The following is a 16,509-nucleotide window of genomic DNA, read 5'->3' on the forward strand; positions in this document are numbered from 1 at the left end:
GCCGCCATGCTAAAACTGCAGTTAAGAGCGCGCATCTTTCTATTCGTCCTGCCTTTCATTGTATTGCCGCTGCTCATGTTCGGCAGTCTCTCGTATCTTTATATTCGCGAGAACACCATGCGGATACTGGAACATCAGCTTGATCTTTCTTTGCGTAGCGGGCGTGATGAACTCAATAAGGATTTTAGCTCCGCCCGCGCCAATCTGGAGTTGTTCGTCTCCAATGACATTATTCGCCGCTATCTGAATCTCCCTGATACGGTTCGCTACAAAGTCATGCAGCCCGCATTGCTGGGATTGTTCGCCGACTACCGTAAAGCCTTTCCCTCATACGTCGACATTGCCTTGCTGTTGCCGGACGGCAGTATTGATTCAAGGGATGCGGAGGATCCTAAAGCTCCGCCTAAGTACCAGGATTTTATTGAGCGTGTGGCGGCCCAGCGCCCGAGCTATGCGGAGCAATTGTTTTTCGTGGAAGAGGGCGGATACATCGAATATGTGCAGGCGCAGCGAATTGATCATCGCAACGAGGCGGTGGAGTATCTTGGCACGACGGATCTGACCAAAGGTTATCTGTTGGTGGTGATGCGGATCGAGGATGTGATGCAGATGCTGCGCAAAAAGCTGAATAATCCAGAAGGGTACGTTGTGGTCAGTGATCCCCAGGGAGAATCATACTTTCTCAATGATAAGGAACTGAAGCTCTGGGGGCCTCAGGTAAAGCAGATTATTACCTCGGGAATCGGGCGACTGAGAGGTTTTACTTTGGGGGAGCAGGATTATCTGGGAGGCTTCTATCGCGTTAATGAGCAGCTTTTTATTACCGGTATCGTCACAGAAGAGGTGGTGGACCGGATGGTGACGCCTATCCTGATAGCTTTGGGCTGGTTTGTGGTGATTGTGATTATTGTGGCGTTTTTGTTGGTTTATTCGAAGCTAAACAAGCTGTTGCTGGAACCAATTAACCGTCTCCAGCGCCAAATCGCCGCATTTCGCAGTGGAGCGGAGATCGCCTGGGTGTTTGACGGTAACGATGAGCTCAGTCGGCTCAGCGCGGAGTTTGAGGAAATGGCTTCTACCCAACGCGGGCAAATAGAGCGTGTGAAAGGACTGTCGAATTTGGATCCGCTGACGGGCTTACCTAATCGCACCGCCTTTGCCGGCATCTTGGAAAAGGCGGTCAGTTATACCCGCAGGCAGGACCAGGCTTTGGCGGTGCTGTTTATTGATATCGATCACTTCAAGCGCATCAATGAGACCTACGGTTCTAAGGTCGGGGATGAGCTGTTTCGGCAGGTGGCCGACCGGATCGGCGCCAGTCTGCGGCTTTCCGATGAGGTGGCGCGACAGGTGATGACGGAATTTGGCGATATGGACAGAGTGTTGGTGCGCACTGGAGGAGATGAGTTCACGGTCCTCTTGAGGGATATCCGTAAAGCGCATCAGGTCTCATTGGTGGCTTCCCGTATTCTTGCTGCTTTTGAACATCCGTTTACCTTGGATGAACATAGCGTTTCCATGTCCGTCAGTATTGGTATTGCCTTGTATCCCGTAGACGGGCAGTCGCCGGAGCTGCTGTTGAAAAGTGCGGACTTGGCTATGTACGAAGCCAAACAAGCGGGTGGGGCCTGCTTCCGCTTCTTTACGCATGCCCTTAACACTTCCGCAGAGAAGCGATTGCAGTTGGAGCGGGATATTCAGGATGGCTTGGTCGTAAAAGAATTTACGGTGTACTTACAACCTCGTGTTAATTTGAGGACCGGTGTCGCTACTGAGTTTGAGGCGATGGCCCGATGGAATCATCCGCGCCTGGGTGTTTTGCTGCCTGAGCAATTTATCTCTGTGGCGGAAGAGTCCGGTCATTTGATTGAGTTAGGCAAACAGTTACTGGAGGCTGTTTGCAACGCGATTAAGAGCCTGCAACAAAGCGTTGGTAATGACGTGACCGTGTCATTTAACCTCTCTCCGCATCATTTAAGGATGAACGAAGTGCTTAGCGAGATCAGTAATTGCCTGGAACGTTATGGTCTGCCAGGGGAAACGCTTGAGCTGGAGATTACGGAGGACTTGCTAAAAGCGGAAAACAAGGACGCCTTGATTCTCTTGAATCGATTGCGTGAGCGTGGGGTGTCCGTGGCGCTGGATGATTTCGGCTCTGGAGATTCCTCACTGTCGGCGTTGCGTCGTGCGCCTATTGATACGCTGAAAGTCTCGCCAAACTTCATGCAGGAATTGTATGTGGATAAAGAAAGCCCGGTTGTTCTGAGGGCGATCTGCGATCTGGCGCGTAGTCTTGAGCTGAAGGTAGTGGTGCAGGGCGTGGAGAGTCGGGCGCAGGTGGAGCAGGCGCTTACCGTCGGCGCTGATCAGGCGCAAGGGCACTACCTTTCAGAAGCGGTTCCTGTTGATGATGTGAGAGTGGATTTCCGCATTAAAATCTTTGACCTGCCTACTGGCGAGCGCGGCGGTGTAAGAGTTTAGCTTCATTCCTGACTAACCTTCCTCGGGGTGTGTGCAGTCGCCGTCGCCATGTTTATAATGCCTGTTCACTTTGCTGTGGCCTGAAATCGGGCCCGATTCACTGAGATATAAAACAGGTAACTGCTACCATGACGGTAAGAACCCGTATTGCACCATCTCCCACCGGCGATCCTCACGTAGGAACCGCTTATATTGCGCTTTTCAATCTGTGCTTCGCTCGTCAGCACGGCGGTAAATTCATTCTGCGTATTGAAGATACTGATCAGACTCGCAGCACGACGGAATCAGAACAAGATATTCTGAGCGCTTTGAAATGGTTGGGGCTGGAATGGGATGAGGGGCCTGATGTTGGCGGTCCTCATGCGCCTTATCGTCAAAGCGAAAGAAAAGACAGTTATCGGGCTTATGCTGAGGAGTTAGTCGCTAAAGGGCATGCATACTACTGCTTCCGCACGCCGGAAGAATTGGATGTCATTCGCGAAGAGCGTAAAGCGAAAGGTTTGCCGCCTGGGGTAAAAGGCGATCTTGAGTTGCCTGAAGATGAAGTAAAGCGTCGTCTGGCCGCCGGCGAACCTCACGTTATCCGGATGAAAGTGCCGGACGAAGGCGTGTGCGTGGTGAAAGACATGTTGCGTGGCGATATTGAGATCGACTGGGGGCAGGTCGACTGCCAGATTCTGTTGAAATCCGATGGCATGCCCACTTATCACCTGGCCAACGTGGTGGATGATCATCTGATGGAAATCACCCACGTCATTCGTGGCGAAGAGTGGATTAACTCGGCGCCTAAGCACATGCTGTTGTACAAGTATTTTGGTTGGGAAATGCCAACGCTGTGCCACATGCCGTTGCTGCGCAATCCTGACAAAACCAAGCTGAGCAAGCGCAAGAACCCAACCAGTATTAATTTCTATGAGCGTTTGGGGGTGATGCCGGAAGCGCTGCTGAATTATCTGGGCCGGATGGGCTGGTCTATGCCTGATGAGAGCGAAAAGTTCACGCTGACCCAAATGATCGAGAATTTCGACATTAAACGTGTTTCGCTTGGCGGACCGGTTTTTGACATAGTGAAGCTGCGTTGGTTGAATGGGCTCTGGATGAGAGAGAATCTGAGCGAAACCCAGTTCCTGGAGCGACTGGTGCGCTGGTCTTACAATAATGACTACGCCGCCAAGATGATTCCCCATGTCCAAAGCAGGGCGGAGACATTTTCTGATGTAGCTCCGTTGGCGTCCTTCATGTTCAGCGGCTATTTACCGATTAAAGAGGAAGATTTCGCTGCCTCTAAACTAGAGGCGGAACAGCTCAAGAAGGTGCTGCAATATTCGTTATGGCGACTGGAAGCGCAACGCCATTGGACCAAAGAGAATATCTTCGCTGACCTGAAAGCGCTCAGCAAGGCGATGAGTGTGAAGATGGGCGACTTCATGATGCCTATTTTCGTGTCTATCGCGGGTACGCCAAACTCTTGGTCAGTCGTGGATTCCATGGAAGCCCTGGGGCCCGATATGACTCGCGCCAGGCTGCGTTTTGCGCTGGAAGTATTGGGCGGACTATCCAAGAAAGATCTGAAGGCGGCGGAGAAAGAGTTTGCTCAAATTTCAGCCGCTATCGATGCTGCTGAAAAAAATTAGAATTTTTTCAAAGGTAACGCTTGACTCAATGGGGGGATCTCTCTAACATACGCCTCCGTTGTGACACGGGGCCATAGCTCAGCTGGGAGAGCGCAACGCTGGCAGCGTTGAGGTCGACGGTTCGATCCCGTCTGGCTCCACCAAGTTTCTAGTCCCCTTCGTCTAGAGGCCTAGGACACCGCCCTTTCACGGCGGTAACAGGGGTTCGAATCCCCTAGGGGACGCCAAATTGAAAACCCTCATATCGAAAGATATGAGGGTTTTTTTATGCTTTTAAACTGAAGTTTCCCTTTTCTTCGCCGATAACCAACTAGTGACTGCAGTTTGTTGGGCGGAGGCTTCATGCAGATCCAATCCTCTTCCATTCAGTTGTCCAATCAGAGTGTTTCGCAGGAAAAAACGCTGGAGCGCGAACGTCTTTTGTTTGTCTCCTCGCAATCTTCGCCGGTAGATCCTTCCGGTTCTTATTTGCTTAGTCAGCGACAGTCTTATTTTAATTATGACGCTAATCAATCTGAAAGCGCTCAGGTATACACCAGGGTGCTCTCTGGCGATGGTCAGACAGAAGTGATGGGCAGAGGCTCGGCCTTATCGCAGATCGTCCAGGTTGGTTTACAGGGGGAGGAGGCGGTACAGGTGATCGCCAGCGGGGCGACGGGGGGCGTATCCGTTGCGGGCGAGGCCGTTGTTGCATTCAGTCGCTATTCTTTTGTCTCTGAATCTCAAAGCTCCACGACCGTTTCTTCTGGTGTTATCAATCTGGAAGATGGGAGAGAGGTCGCGTTCACCTTATATCTCAATCGTGAGCGTGCGAGCATAGTTGAAAGCCAGTCTAATCTTCTGGTCAGCGCAAGAGTGATGACCGATCCGCTGGTGCTGAATTTCGGAACGGAGGCCGCGACGCTGCGTAATACTTCCTTCAGCTTTGATCTGAATGGAGATGGGCGGCAGGAAGATATTGCGGAGCTGGGCGTTGGTAGCGGCTATTTGGTGCTGGACGTAAATGGCGACGGGAAAATTAATGATGGCGGTGAAATGTTTGGGGCGTATAGCGGCGATGGTCTTGGCGACCTTTCTCGTTATGATGCGGACGGCAATCGCTGGATTGACGAATCCGATCCTGTCTTTTCCCAATTGCGTGTTTGGGCGGCTTCGGAAAATGGCGATAAGCAGCTATTGTCCCTGAAGGAAGTGGGCGTTGGAGCGATATATCTGGGCTCGACGCCGGATTCGTTTGAGTTGGTGGGTGATTATGGTCGGGTGCTCGGGCGCACTAAGTCCACGGGAATAATGTTGATGGATAATGGCGACGTGCGCACTTTGCAAGAAATTGACCTTGCGCATTCCGCTCCAACCAGTATTAGGCCCTCCTCTTCTGAGGTAATCGAAGAAGCCAGGGCTGAACTTAATCTAGGTGACGCTCAGGCCTCCTCAGATGACGTACAAGGTTCAAGGTTTGTGCTTGGCATGCAGGATGTGCTCGCCAAGCTAAACGAGCTTAGAGAGCAGCAGAAGCAATATTTGGAAGCAATGGCTCCTGCTTCAGTGAAGTTCAAATCGCCGCTTGAACAACTATTGACGCGAATGGAAGAAGAGCGCCGAAAACTGCAGCGGCGCTTACACAAGGACTAAGGGGAAGGTGTGTAAAACTGGTTAGCGAACAGTTTTGGGGAGAATCTCTGAGGGTTCGCTTTCAATACCGTCAGTGTCGACTACTGTTACCGCAAAGTAGTGTTCGCCTGGTTTGAGGTTGTCAAAATAGTAGGAGTCGGCAGTGGCTGACATCTGAATGGAGCTCCACTTATCGTCCTTTATGCTTTTGTCTGAGCTTGTGGGTTCAGCTGGCGTGAAGCTGTGGTACACACGATAACTGGCAATTTCTGACAGCGCCAATGGTGAGCCGTCTTCGCGGGTAGCCGGGGCGTCCCAGAATACATATACGCCGTTATCTGTTGAGTGGGATGAGCCTTCACCTCCGCCACAACCAGTAACCAGGGTTGTCAGAAAGATAATGCCTGTGAATATGGGTAAGGATTTATTACGTAAGCAAGCAGATAAAATTGATGCAAATCCTGCAAATGACATGGACTTCACTGTAGGTACCGCCTTATACCAGCTCCTGATTTTGCGATGGAGTTTAAACCAAGCCTGTGACGGGATTCTGTTTATTTCGGTAACGAATTGTTTCGCAACAAAAAATTACAATATGTAAGGGCTTGGGGAGCACTGCCAAAGCCCCTGTTGCTCGTGTGGAGACGGGAGATATTGGAGTGGGTTTGGTTTTGAAATGTTGTAACAAGTCTGCGTATTAATGGAATGATGCGGATAGCAATACTCGATAGGCTGTTATTCGCAACCTGCCGAATGTGGCATGGCGTACTGGTAGCGCTACTGCTAATCTTCGCTAAAACAAAATGTTATAAAAAATAGCTGGATAGCGGCCCGTTATCCGGTCGCGTTTCGCCCTTGCGGAGTTCCTTCATGGCTAATAAAGGCGTGTTTAATTTGCTCGGTTCCATTCGCTTCCTGCCGTATTTTTTGACGCAGGCGTTTGGAGCTTTTAACGACAACCTTTTCAAGCAGGGTATCTTGCTGTTGTTCGCATACAAGCTGAGCGAAGAAGAAAGCGCAACGCTGGTAAATGTGGCGGCGGGTTTGTTTATCCTTCCCTTTTTCCTCTTTTCTCCTTTGGCGGGCCAGCTCGCAGATAAGTTTGAGAAGGGAAAGTTAATTCGAATCATCAAGTTGGTGGAAATTGCGCTCATGTCGCTGGCCGCCTTTGCTTTTATCACTGAGTCCAAAGTTCTGCTGTTGTTTTTGTTGTTTATGATGGGAGTGCAGTCTGCAGCGTTTGGTCCTGTGAAATACTCCATTCTCCCACAGCATTTGAGGCGTGAAGAGCTGTTGGCTGGAAATGCGCTGGTGGAGATGGGGACTTTCCTGGCGATTTTATTCGGCACTATCCTCGCTGGTGTTTTGTTTAGCCATCAAGGGGGCGTAAACCTTATCGCCGGCGGCATTATTGTTTGCGCTATTGCTGGCTATGTCGCCAGTCGTTCGATACCGCAGGCGGACTCGGTCAACCCGCAGCTAAGTATTAATTGGAACCCGATTACCGAGACCATGGGAACAGTGCGTGATGTAAAAGACAATCGCGCGGTGTTTCTCTCGGTGATGGCCATTAGTTGGTTCTGGTTTCTGGGGGCGAGCTATCTGACTCAATTCAACCTTTTTACCAAAGAGTATTTATTGGGGAATCCAGCCGTCGCCACGGGATTGTTGACATTGTTTTCTATCGGCGTTGCGGCGGGATCGCTGCTGTGCAGTAAATTGTCGGATGGCAAAGTGGAGCTTGGACTGGTGCCTATTGGCTCGCTGGGTCTGACCCTGTTTGGCGCCCATCTCTACTTTTCGACCCCTGCCGTTAATGCCATAGAGTTACGAACGTTTGGAGAATTTCTGGCTGATCCCTCCGGTTATGGCGTGTTGCTGGATCTATTGTTTATAGGCTTGTTTGGCGGTTTTTATATTGTGCCTTTGTATGCATTGATCCAGGAGCGCTCGGAAGAAAAGAAACGGGCGCAGGTCATTGCGTTAAATAATGTCATGAACGCTATTTTCATGGTGTTTAGCGCGGCTTTCGCCATTATTATCTTAACGCTAGTAGGGCTTAGCATTCCCGAATACTTCCTTGTTTTGGCGATCATGAACGCCGTTGTCGCCGTGTATATATTCAAGCAAGTGCCGGAATTTGCATTGCGCTTCTGCATATGGCTGTTGGGCCATACTATGTATCGGGTAACGCATCGAGGATTAGATAATATACCTGAAGAAGGACCAGTCGTTCTGGTGTGTAATCATGTCAGTTATGTCGACGCGATGCTGATCGGTGGCGCCGTGCGCAGACCTGTACGCTTTGTTATGGATAAAGGGATATATGAAATGGCTGGGCTGCACTGGTTCTTCAAACTTGCGCGCACCATTCCCATCACCTCCGAAAAGAGAGACCCGAATACCTATTATCGTGCTTTCGAAGCGATTAGCGAGGCGCTGGAGAATGGCGAGGTGATTTGTATCTTCCCGGAGGGGCGACTGACAAAGACGGGAGATATTGATGCTTTCAGGAAGGGGATTGAGCTGATTGTCCAGCGCAACCCTGTGCCTGTAACGCCAATGGCGCTACGAGGATTATGGGGGTCATTCTTTAGTCATAAAGACGGTGTGGCGCTGGCTAAACTGCCTCGGCGCTTCTGGTCCAAAGTCGAGTTGGTCGCGGACGCAAGCTGGGAGCCCGAAAAAGTCAGCTCCGATGCATTGGAAGTGAAAGTGAAAGCTTTAAGAGGGGAGTGGGCCTAAGCCCGCTCCGCTTTTCGATATAGGGCGCTAACGTTCGGCGATAGCTCCTTTTTTAACGCCTTCGTACGCGCGCACGGTAAACCAGTTTTGCGGGCGTTGCTTTTTCAGAGTCTGTGCAATATGTTCGGCGATCCACTCGACGGTGGAGTCAGTGTCAATCATGTATATCCGCTTCTTGGGCATCAATAGCTCAAAATCACCTTGGGAGGCGGTATATTTAAAGCGTATGTGCTCAACGCCGTTGATGGTCTCTTCCTGAGCGACATCTTCCCAGCTGCCGATATAGATATCTTTCCATTTTTTGGCCCATTGGTACTCGGTGAGCTGGCTGCGTTGTCCGTCTGCGAATATTTCCAGTTTGGAGCGGTGGCCGTGAGCAATGCGCTGGCAGTTGCCGGCATGCTTTTTCAATCCGTGAGTGTAGTGGTAGTAAGCGCCTTGGATGTTTTCCTCACGCAAGCGGATTTTTACCTTCTTCACATTGTCCGGCACCACGCTTTGCAGGTGTTTGGTCAATAGTGGCTCCACTGACTCGATATCGATTTCCGTCAGGGGGAGAGCGGCGATGGCGTCTGCGGGGCAGGAGATATAAAACTGGGCGTCGCCGGGAAAGCCGCAGCTGACTTCAACACGCTCTCCCTTTTGCTCAACATTTATGTCCAGCAGGTCTTGGGGAACCGCCAGCTTGTGATCAATCATATCCTCCGCAGCCTGACGAAGGATTTTTTTTACGTCGCCGAAATCGAACACCATGCCTTGTTCGTCCAGGTCGCCGGAAAGCTCTATATCCATAATCCAGCTTTCTCCGACGATGCCGCGGAGAGGGTGAAGGTAAGAAAAATCAAGGACGGTAAGGTGATCAACAAACAGACGATTCATAAGGGGTGGCTATAAAATAAGCTATGTGTGCGAAATTAATGCTGCGTTATATCGCTTAAAAGCGTGTAAGTCCAGTAATGTTGAGTATTTTCCTGGGACTTCTCCCGCCCCGCCATTCAGCGAATGGGGGCGGGAGGCGACAGGATAACAATCAGCCGAATATGCCGGAGATAAAGGCGACGCCTGCGGCGAATACGCCGATGCTGATCGATAAAGCGATCATATAAGCTTTATTGCTGGCGCTACGCTGTGATTCCGCGTACAGCTCAATGGTGCGCTGAGCGATGTCTTCCGCCGTTTCCCGGGAGATGTCATGCGCTTGCTGGATGGCCTCTGCCTGCAAGGTTTGCCAGAACTCAGTGTCAATAGACTGCACTGTCGTCATGTGATCTTTCAGCTCGTCCAATTGCTTCTGGGTGATGGCGGGAGAAGCGCCTGTGGCGGACGCCGCCGGCGCGGCGTTTTTAAGCTCTTCCTTGATTTCATTCAGCTCTTGGCTGATTTCTCTGGCCAGCTCAGCGGATACCTCTTCTTTGAGTGCGGCGAAGCTGGTTGTAATTTGGTTTTCAATGCGGCTATAAAAAGTTTCTATACGCTCATCATGTCTGTTTTGTAATTCTTCCGACAAGCGTTTGAGATGGGCGTACTGCTCATCGAACAGATCACTCAATAATTCGTGAACGCGTGTGTTCAAACTGGTTTTCACCGTAGAGCGCGCAACCTGCTCGATCATTTCTATGGGCAGGCTGAAGGCTTTGCCGTTGACAGGCAGGGCGTCATGAGGCGAAGGCGGCTGCTCTTCCTTAGCTTTGACGTTTTTGGCGGTAGTATCTTCCGCATCATCCACGTCATGGTCGCTGAAAGCGAAATCCATAGCGGTCAGATCGATGGGCGCCGAAGCCAGATTGCCGGCTTCAATGTCCCGGTTGAGCTGTTCCAGAATGCTATGCAGGCCGTCAGTTTGCGGTGGCTTGGTGAGAATGTTGTAGATACCGAAGCGTTTGGCTGCGTCCTCAAACTCCTTGGACTTTTTCGACGTGCACATAATGATCGGAATGGCGGCGGTGTCCGGATTGGACTTGATCGCCTTGGAGGCTTCCACTCCGTTCATACCCGGCATCAAGTGATCCATAAATATCACGTCGGGCGGCGAGTTCTTGCTCAGATAATCGAGCGCCTCTTCCGCGGAGCCGGCCAGATTTACGTTCATGCTGACGTTCTCAAGTAGCTTGCTGAGCGCAAACCTCGCTACTTTGGAGTCGTCAACGAGTAACGCAGTTTTAATTGTCATGGTGTACCTCAAATACCAATGTCACCGTCACAGCGGGCTAACATAGCTGACTTTGGGTGTTTGTTACCAGCCTTCTAAAGGCGGGCATTGAGTTGCTCTATAACTTTTCAGGCGATAGCAAACGCCGGGGTTACTGCTACGGGCGGTAAATATCTCGCCCTCCGGCGTCGTCAGCGTCGCCAGTCCATATGGTTTGCCGAATTTAAACGTACCGCTGATCTTACTGCCATTAGGGTTCAGTAATTCCCCCTGTCCATGAAACTTCCCTTCAAAGAACTGTCCGGTGTACTTCTTGCCGTCCGCGTAAATGAGCTCTCCTTTGCCCTGGAACTGTCCGTTGGCGAAGCCTCCCTCATAATGAGTCCCGTCCGGATATGTCAACGAACCGGAGCCGTGATATTTGCTTTCAGAAAAACCGCCAACGTAGAGCATACCGTTTTTGCCGGTCAGCGTACCTTCGCCGTTTAGTTTTCCATCAACCCAGTATCCTGTGTAGATGTCACCACTTTTCAGCGTCAGCGTGCCTTCGCCATTAAACTGGTCGTCTCTGAAATCGCCGACATACAGATCGCCGTTAGGCTGTTTGAAAGAACCGTGTCCATGCTTGCGGCCTTCATGCCATTCGCCGTTGTATTCCGCACCGTTGGCCATTTTCAGCAAGCCTTTGCCATGGAACAACTTGTTGACGAACTCTCCCTGGTAGCGGGAGCCGTCTTTGCCGACATAGGTTCCTTCGCCGGTTACCACGCCGTGTTTCCAGACGCCATCTTTGTATTCCACAACCGTGATGCGTTCCAGCGTTACGCTGATTGTGCGGGAGTCGCCCCGGGCGAGATCGATCTTATTGCGAAAGGTTTTGTAGCCTTCTTTACTGACTTCTATGTCGTATTCGCCAGCGGCCAACTCTACTTCGACGGCGCTGGCGCCATAGGACTTTCCGTTGATGAGGACATTGTCATTGGCGATATTCGATCGGATAAACAACTTGCCGGTTTCCGGCATAGTGGAGGAGGGCGACTGTTGGGTTTCTTTCGCAACAACCTGCTGTGGTAAAGAGAGCGTCTGGTCCGCATCCGCTGAAGCCAGTAGCGCGCCGTTCTCCGCATCTTGCAAGGCGTTCGACTCTTCAAGCGCCTGCTGTTGTTCGGCCGTCAACTGATCGACGAACAGAATGGCCTCTTCCAGCGATTCCCCCGGCGCGTTTTCAGTAGAGCGGAAACTTTCCAGCTGGGCGCTGAGATCCGCACTGCCGATGGGCGTGCCGTAATCGGTAGTTTTAATATCGCCTGCCCTGCGCTCGGTCGCGGGGGATAAGCTATCCGCCAGCGCCGGTATGTTGATATCTTGCCTATGGGCGAAGCCGGCGGTCACCAGCAGCATCAGGACAAGCGCATTGATAAATAAAAGTGGTCTCAGATCGACCATTATTACTACCTTGCCTACCAACCCATGTATAAATTGTAATTCATCTTAGCCCTTAATCCGGATGATTGTAACCAAATAGGCCACGGCTTCTATTAAATGCATATAGTGTCACATTGCTGTTGGTATTGGCTCACGCTAAATGTCTGTCCTTGTTAAGTTTTGTTGCGAGTTTGCAACTCCTCCCAAGCGCGCATATGGACATCCGCCTCATATTCATAGGGGCTTTTGAAGGGCGTAAGTATGAAGTCAAAAACTGCGAAGGTGAAGCCGATTGAAAACCAGGCGATAAATAAAGTTTCTATAGTCGCCGCCTGACTTTGCGGATTGGCCTCCACGAATGATTGCAAACTGGGAAGAATATCCTGAACCATCGCCACGGGATTGAACCGGGACAGCACCAAGGGCACCCAGAATGCGATGAACACAGGAAAGAATGTAAATGACCACAGAAAGCGCCGCAGTAAGTAGATGAGCGCTGATTTCATATAGCGGGTGCGCAGCTCCGGAATTTTCTTGATTTCATTCAAATAGCGCTTGCGTTCCACCCAATAGGCTTCAATCTCTACTGGAGCTGGAGCTGGAGCTGGAGCTGGAGCTGGAGCTGGAGCTGGAGCTGGAGCTGGAGCTGGAGCTGGAGCTGGAGCTGGAGCTGGAGCTGGAGCTGGAGCTGGAGCTGGAGACTCGCCGGACGGCGTTTCGTTGTTGTTTTCGCTTGTCATAGAGTCTGGTCTTTGCCTTTGGGTTCTGACATATTCGTATAAAAAGCTACATCCGATCTACCGATGTCAGCGTTTTAGCATGTATAGAATAAAGTCTGAAATAGTGGATGTAACTACATGACAGATCAAGTAAATCGCCCCAAGGGCGTCACCAGTGTCGCTCTTATCGCTCACGATAACAAAAAGGCCGACCTGATCGCCTGGGTGGAAAAAAATAGCGTTAAACTGAACAAATGTACAGTCTACGCGACGGGTACGACGGGAAAATTAATTGCTGAAAAAACAGGAGTGGAGGTTAAGCGCTGCCATAGCGGTCCACTTGGCGGAGACCAGCAGATAGGCGCTTTGATCTCAGAGGGAAAAGTTGATTTGCTGATATTCTTCTGGGACCCGTTGGAGCCGATGCCGCATGATCCGGATATCAAGGCGCTGTTGCGCCTGGCGACATTATGGAATGTGCCCAGCGCCTGCAATTCGGCGACCGCTGACTTTTTGGTTAACTCAAACTTGTTTGAAGATTTTCTCCCGCAGCGCCCGGATTTCGACTCCTATCTCAACCGGGATGTTCCTGGTAAATGATTGTTGGCCATAGGAATGCGCAATCGAGGAGATAGGAAGATATGTCTGGCGCGGCATTCGGTAAATATCTGTTCTCTCTGTTACACTTGTTTCAATTGTCATTCTCTGAAGGCGCGGCTCTGAGCTTATCTGGCGGTCTTCAGTAGAGCGGCGCAAGGAACTAAAACTAACTCGACACTCGTAAAGATTGGCTGGAAATAAATGTCTGACTCGTTGTCTTTGGATATCGCCCATCCCACATTTGAATGCATTAGCCGACGCAAAGTAGATGCGTTGAAAATTGAGCTTCAAGAATTCCGGCACCTGAAAACCGGAGCCAGGCACTTTCACTTGAGTTCCGAGCAAAAGGAAAACGTATTTCTGGTTGCATTGCGTACCGTGCCGACGGACTCCACAGGCGTCGCGCATATTCTTGAGCATACAACGCTATGCGGCAGCAAAAATTTCCCGGTGCGTGACCCGTTTTTTATGATGACCCGGCGGTCATTGAATACCTTTATGAACGCTTTCACCAGCAGCGACTGGACGGCTTACCCGTTCGCCAGCCAGAACCGCAAGGACTATTTTAATCTGCTGGATGTTTATTTGGATTCCGTGTTTTTCGCGAATCTGAATGAGCTGGATTTTGCGCAAGAAGGGCACCGTTTTGAGTTCGAAGAAGCGGCAAACCCCGATTCTGACTTGGTCTACAAGGGCGTTGTCTACAATGAGATGAAAGGCGCAATGAGTTCGCCGATGTCGCAATTGTGGGGGGCGGTCACCAAATATCTGTACCCGACATCCACTTATCATTACAACAGCGGGGGCGAGCCTGACCACATACCCGATCTGACCCACGAGCAACTGCTGCAGTTTTACCGTAAGCATTATCATCCCAGTAATGCCGTGTTCATGACCTTTGGCGACCTGCCGGCGAATGAGCTGCAGAAAGTGTTTGAAGATAAGGCGCTGAAGCAGTTCGAGCGCTCTGATGATATTCCTGTTATTAGTGATGAAAAACGCTACTTCTCGCCGATTCGCGTGCAAGAAGCCTATCCGCTGGCGGCGGAAGAAGAGTCCGCCTCCAAATCACATGTTGTTATGGGTTGGCTGCTGACGCCGAGCGGCGACCTCGAACGCAACCTGGAAGCTCACCTGTTGTCCAATGTTCTGTTGGAAAACAGCGCTTCGCCGCTGATGCATGCGTTGGAGACTACGGATTTGGGCCATTCGCCGTCTGGCCTTTGCGGCTTGGAAGACTCGTATAAAGAAATGGCGTTTGTGTGCGGAATAGAAGGTTCTGAGCCTGAGCGCGCTGCGGCGTTTGAGTCTTTGGTCGTGGGCGTGCTGGAAAAAGTGGCGGCGGAAGGCGTGCCTCTGGAGAAGCTGGAAGCTGTGCTGCACCAGTTGGAGCTGAGTCAGCGTGAGATTTCCGGAGACTCTTACCCTTATGGCCTGCAATTGATTCTGGCGGCCATGTCGCCTGCGCTGCAAGGCGTAGATCCTGCGGAATTATTGGATATCGATCCGGTGCTGGTGAAATTGCGGGAGCGCATCAAGGACCCGGAATATATTAAAACCCTGGTGAAAGAGCTGCTGCTGGACAATCCTCATCGCATTACCCTGACATTGGCTCCAGATGCGCAGCTGGAAGCTCAGCGGGAAAAGTATATTCAGGCTAAATTACAGGCGGTAAAGAGCCGTTTGTCGGATGAAGAGAAGCAGAAGATCGTCGCTCAGGCGCAAGCGCTGATCGAACGCCAGAACCAAAAAGACCCGGAAGATATTCTTCCTAAAGTGGGTCTGGATGATGTTCCTCTGGATATTACTATTCCGGAGCCGGTGAAGGTTCAAGGCGCTTTGCCGTTGACGGCTTATGCCCAGGGAACGAACGGCTTAATCTACCATCAGGCGATTTTGCCGTTGCCGGAGCTGAGCGATGAGGAATTGTCGCTGTTGCCCCTGCTGACGTTCTGCCTGGCGGAAGTCGGCGCTGGAGAACGCTCCTATCTGGAAATGCAAGAACGTCAATCCGCCTACACTGGCGGCGTATCCTGTTACTGGGAAATTCGCGGCGAGGTGGCGGATGAGCAAAAGTGCAAGGGCTTCTTGGTAGTTTCCGGCAAGGCGTTGCAGCGCAATCAGGCTGAGTTGATTGGTTTGATGAAAGAGTTTTTGTATCAGCCGCGCTTTGATGAGCTCGATCGCATCAAAGAGTTGGTGGCTCTGCTGGCTTCCAGACGAGAGCAGGGCGTTACCAGCAATGGTCATGGTATGGCGATGATGGCGGCGGCGAGTCGCCTGAGTCCTGCAGGGGCGATTGGTCACCGCACTGGCGGTCTGGCGGGCATTCAGTGGATCAAGGCGCTGGATAAGTCCTTCACGGATAAAGCGAAATTGCAAGCGTTCGCAGACAGTCTCAAGCAATTGCACCAGAAGCTGATCGCCAATCCGGCGCAGTTCCTGAGCGTCGCTGAGCCGGCTAACCTGGATGCGTTTAATCAGGCGGCGGCTGAGGGATGGGGGAGCGCCTCGTCCGATTCCGAGGCCAGTCTGCTTAACCTGCCCACCACGCGAGAGCATTGTCAGGTGGGTTGGATCACCAACAGCCAAGTAAGCTTCTGCGCCAAAGTCTATGCGACGGTTCCCAGCGATCATGCTGATGCTGCTGCATTGACCGTGTTGGGGCACTATCTGCGCAACGGCTTCCTGCATCGGGCGATTCGCGAGCAGGGCGGCGCCTATGGCGCGGGAGCGGGGCAGGATAACGCCAACTCCGTATTCCGCTTCTATTCATACCGCGATCCGCGGATAGAAGGAACGTTGGGCGACTTTGATGAGTCCATCACTTGGCTGCTGAATCGTGAACATGATCCAGCGGAGCTGGAGCAGGCGGTGTTGGGCGTAGTGAGCAATATTGATAAGCCGCGTTCTCCTGCGGGTGAGGCGAAGTCCGCTTTCCACAGCGAGTTGTTTGGTCGCACGGCCGAGCAGCGGAAGCAATTCCGTCGTCGAGTGCTTGGCGTGACGATGGAAGACCTGGAGAGGGTTGCCAAAACCTATCTGCTTAACAAAGACGCCAGTGTGGCGGTGGTGAGTGGAGAGAACGCCAAAGACACGTTCAATAAACTGAACTTGGCCATCCACAAGATATAAGCCGCCTTGC

Annotated in this window: 11 protein-coding genes and 2 tRNA genes; 8 read left to right on the forward strand and 5 right to left on the reverse strand. The window is 51.5% G+C overall.

Annotation, left to right across the window (positions count from 1 at the left end; all coding sequences use genetic code 11):
- The first annotated feature begins 6 nt into the window (after positions 1-6).
- The 5 genes from O5O45_RS04835 (at position 7) to O5O45_RS04855 (ending at position 5,747) form a co-directional block, all read left to right on the forward strand.
- The gene (locus tag O5O45_RS04835; protein WP_305904131.1) at positions 7-2,481 is read left to right on the forward strand and encodes a bifunctional diguanylate cyclase/phosphodiesterase; all 2,475 of its coding nucleotides are present in this window, start codon (positions 7-9) and stop codon (positions 2,479-2,481) included.
- A 128-nt stretch (positions 2,482-2,609) separates the two neighbouring features.
- Complete coding sequence (gene gltX / locus O5O45_RS04840; RefSeq protein ID WP_305904132.1) at positions 2,610-4,115, forward strand: glutamate--tRNA ligase; 1,506 nt, start codon at positions 2,610-2,612, stop codon at positions 4,113-4,115.
- A gap of 67 nt (positions 4,116-4,182) precedes the next feature.
- A tRNA-Ala gene (locus tag O5O45_RS04845) sits at positions 4,183-4,258 on the forward strand.
- Positions 4,259-4,266: 8 nt separating this feature from the next.
- Positions 4,267-4,342 (forward strand) — tRNA-Glu (locus O5O45_RS04850).
- A gap of 115 nt (positions 4,343-4,457) precedes the next feature.
- Positions 4,458-5,747 carry a hypothetical protein gene (locus O5O45_RS04855; RefSeq protein WP_305904133.1) on the forward strand — a complete coding sequence of 430 codons (1,290 nt, stop codon included), beginning with the start codon at positions 4,458-4,460 and terminating at the stop codon, positions 5,745-5,747.
- Between the two features lie 21 nt (positions 5,748-5,768).
- Here the strand turns inward: O5O45_RS04855 and O5O45_RS04860 are convergent, their stop codons facing one another.
- The gene (locus O5O45_RS04860) at positions 5,769-6,209 is read right to left on the reverse strand and encodes a fibronectin type III domain-containing protein (protein ID WP_305904134.1); all 441 of its coding nucleotides are present in this window, start codon (positions 6,207-6,209) and stop codon (positions 5,769-5,771) included.
- A 387-nt stretch (positions 6,210-6,596) separates the two neighbouring features.
- Here O5O45_RS04860 and O5O45_RS04865 point away from each other — a divergent pair, with 387 nt between their 5' ends.
- Complete coding sequence (locus O5O45_RS04865) at positions 6,597-8,471, forward strand: MFS transporter (protein ID WP_305904135.1); 1,875 nt, start codon at positions 6,597-6,599, stop codon at positions 8,469-8,471.
- 27 nt (positions 8,472-8,498) lie between these two features.
- Here O5O45_RS04865 and O5O45_RS04870 read toward each other — a convergent pair whose 3' ends face one another.
- The 4 genes from O5O45_RS04870 to O5O45_RS04885 all read right to left on the reverse strand — a co-directional run bounded on the left by O5O45_RS04870 (position 8,499) and on the right by O5O45_RS04885 (position 12,785).
- Positions 8,499-9,263: a 6-carboxytetrahydropterin synthase gene (locus O5O45_RS04870; RefSeq protein WP_371747962.1), complete on the reverse strand. Its 765-nt coding sequence runs from the start codon at positions 9,261-9,263 to the stop codon at positions 8,499-8,501.
- 238 nt (positions 9,264-9,501) lie between these two features.
- On the reverse strand, positions 9,502-10,641 hold the full coding sequence (locus O5O45_RS04875) for a response regulator (RefSeq protein ID WP_305904137.1): 1,140 nt from the start codon (positions 10,639-10,641) through the stop codon (positions 9,502-9,504).
- Between the two features lie 63 nt (positions 10,642-10,704).
- Positions 10,705-12,066 (reverse strand): PEGA domain-containing protein, encoded by a 1,362-nt coding sequence (locus O5O45_RS04880; protein ID WP_305904138.1) that lies wholly within the window; start codon positions 12,064-12,066, stop codon positions 10,705-10,707.
- A gap of 152 nt (positions 12,067-12,218) precedes the next feature.
- Entirely contained in the window at positions 12,219-12,785 is a 567-nt protein-coding gene (locus O5O45_RS04885; protein WP_305904139.1) for a hypothetical protein, read from the reverse strand.
- 117 nt (positions 12,786-12,902) lie between these two features.
- On the opposite strand from O5O45_RS04885, the gene O5O45_RS04890 reads away from it, so the two are divergent.
- Together O5O45_RS04890 and O5O45_RS04895 are read left to right on the forward strand one after the other, a co-directional pair.
- Positions 12,903-13,364, forward strand: a complete 462-nt coding sequence (locus tag O5O45_RS04890; RefSeq protein ID WP_305904140.1) for a methylglyoxal synthase — start codon at positions 12,903-12,905, stop codon at positions 13,362-13,364.
- A gap of 201 nt (positions 13,365-13,565) precedes the next feature.
- Positions 13,566-16,499 (forward strand): insulinase family protein, encoded by a 2,934-nt coding sequence (locus O5O45_RS04895; protein ID WP_305904141.1) that lies wholly within the window; start codon positions 13,566-13,568, stop codon positions 16,497-16,499.
- Positions 16,500-16,509: the final 10 nt, after the last annotated feature.

The organism is Hahella sp. HNIBRBA332, from assembly GCF_030719035.1.
Taxonomy (GTDB): domain Bacteria; phylum Pseudomonadota; class Gammaproteobacteria; order Pseudomonadales; family Oleiphilaceae; genus Hahella.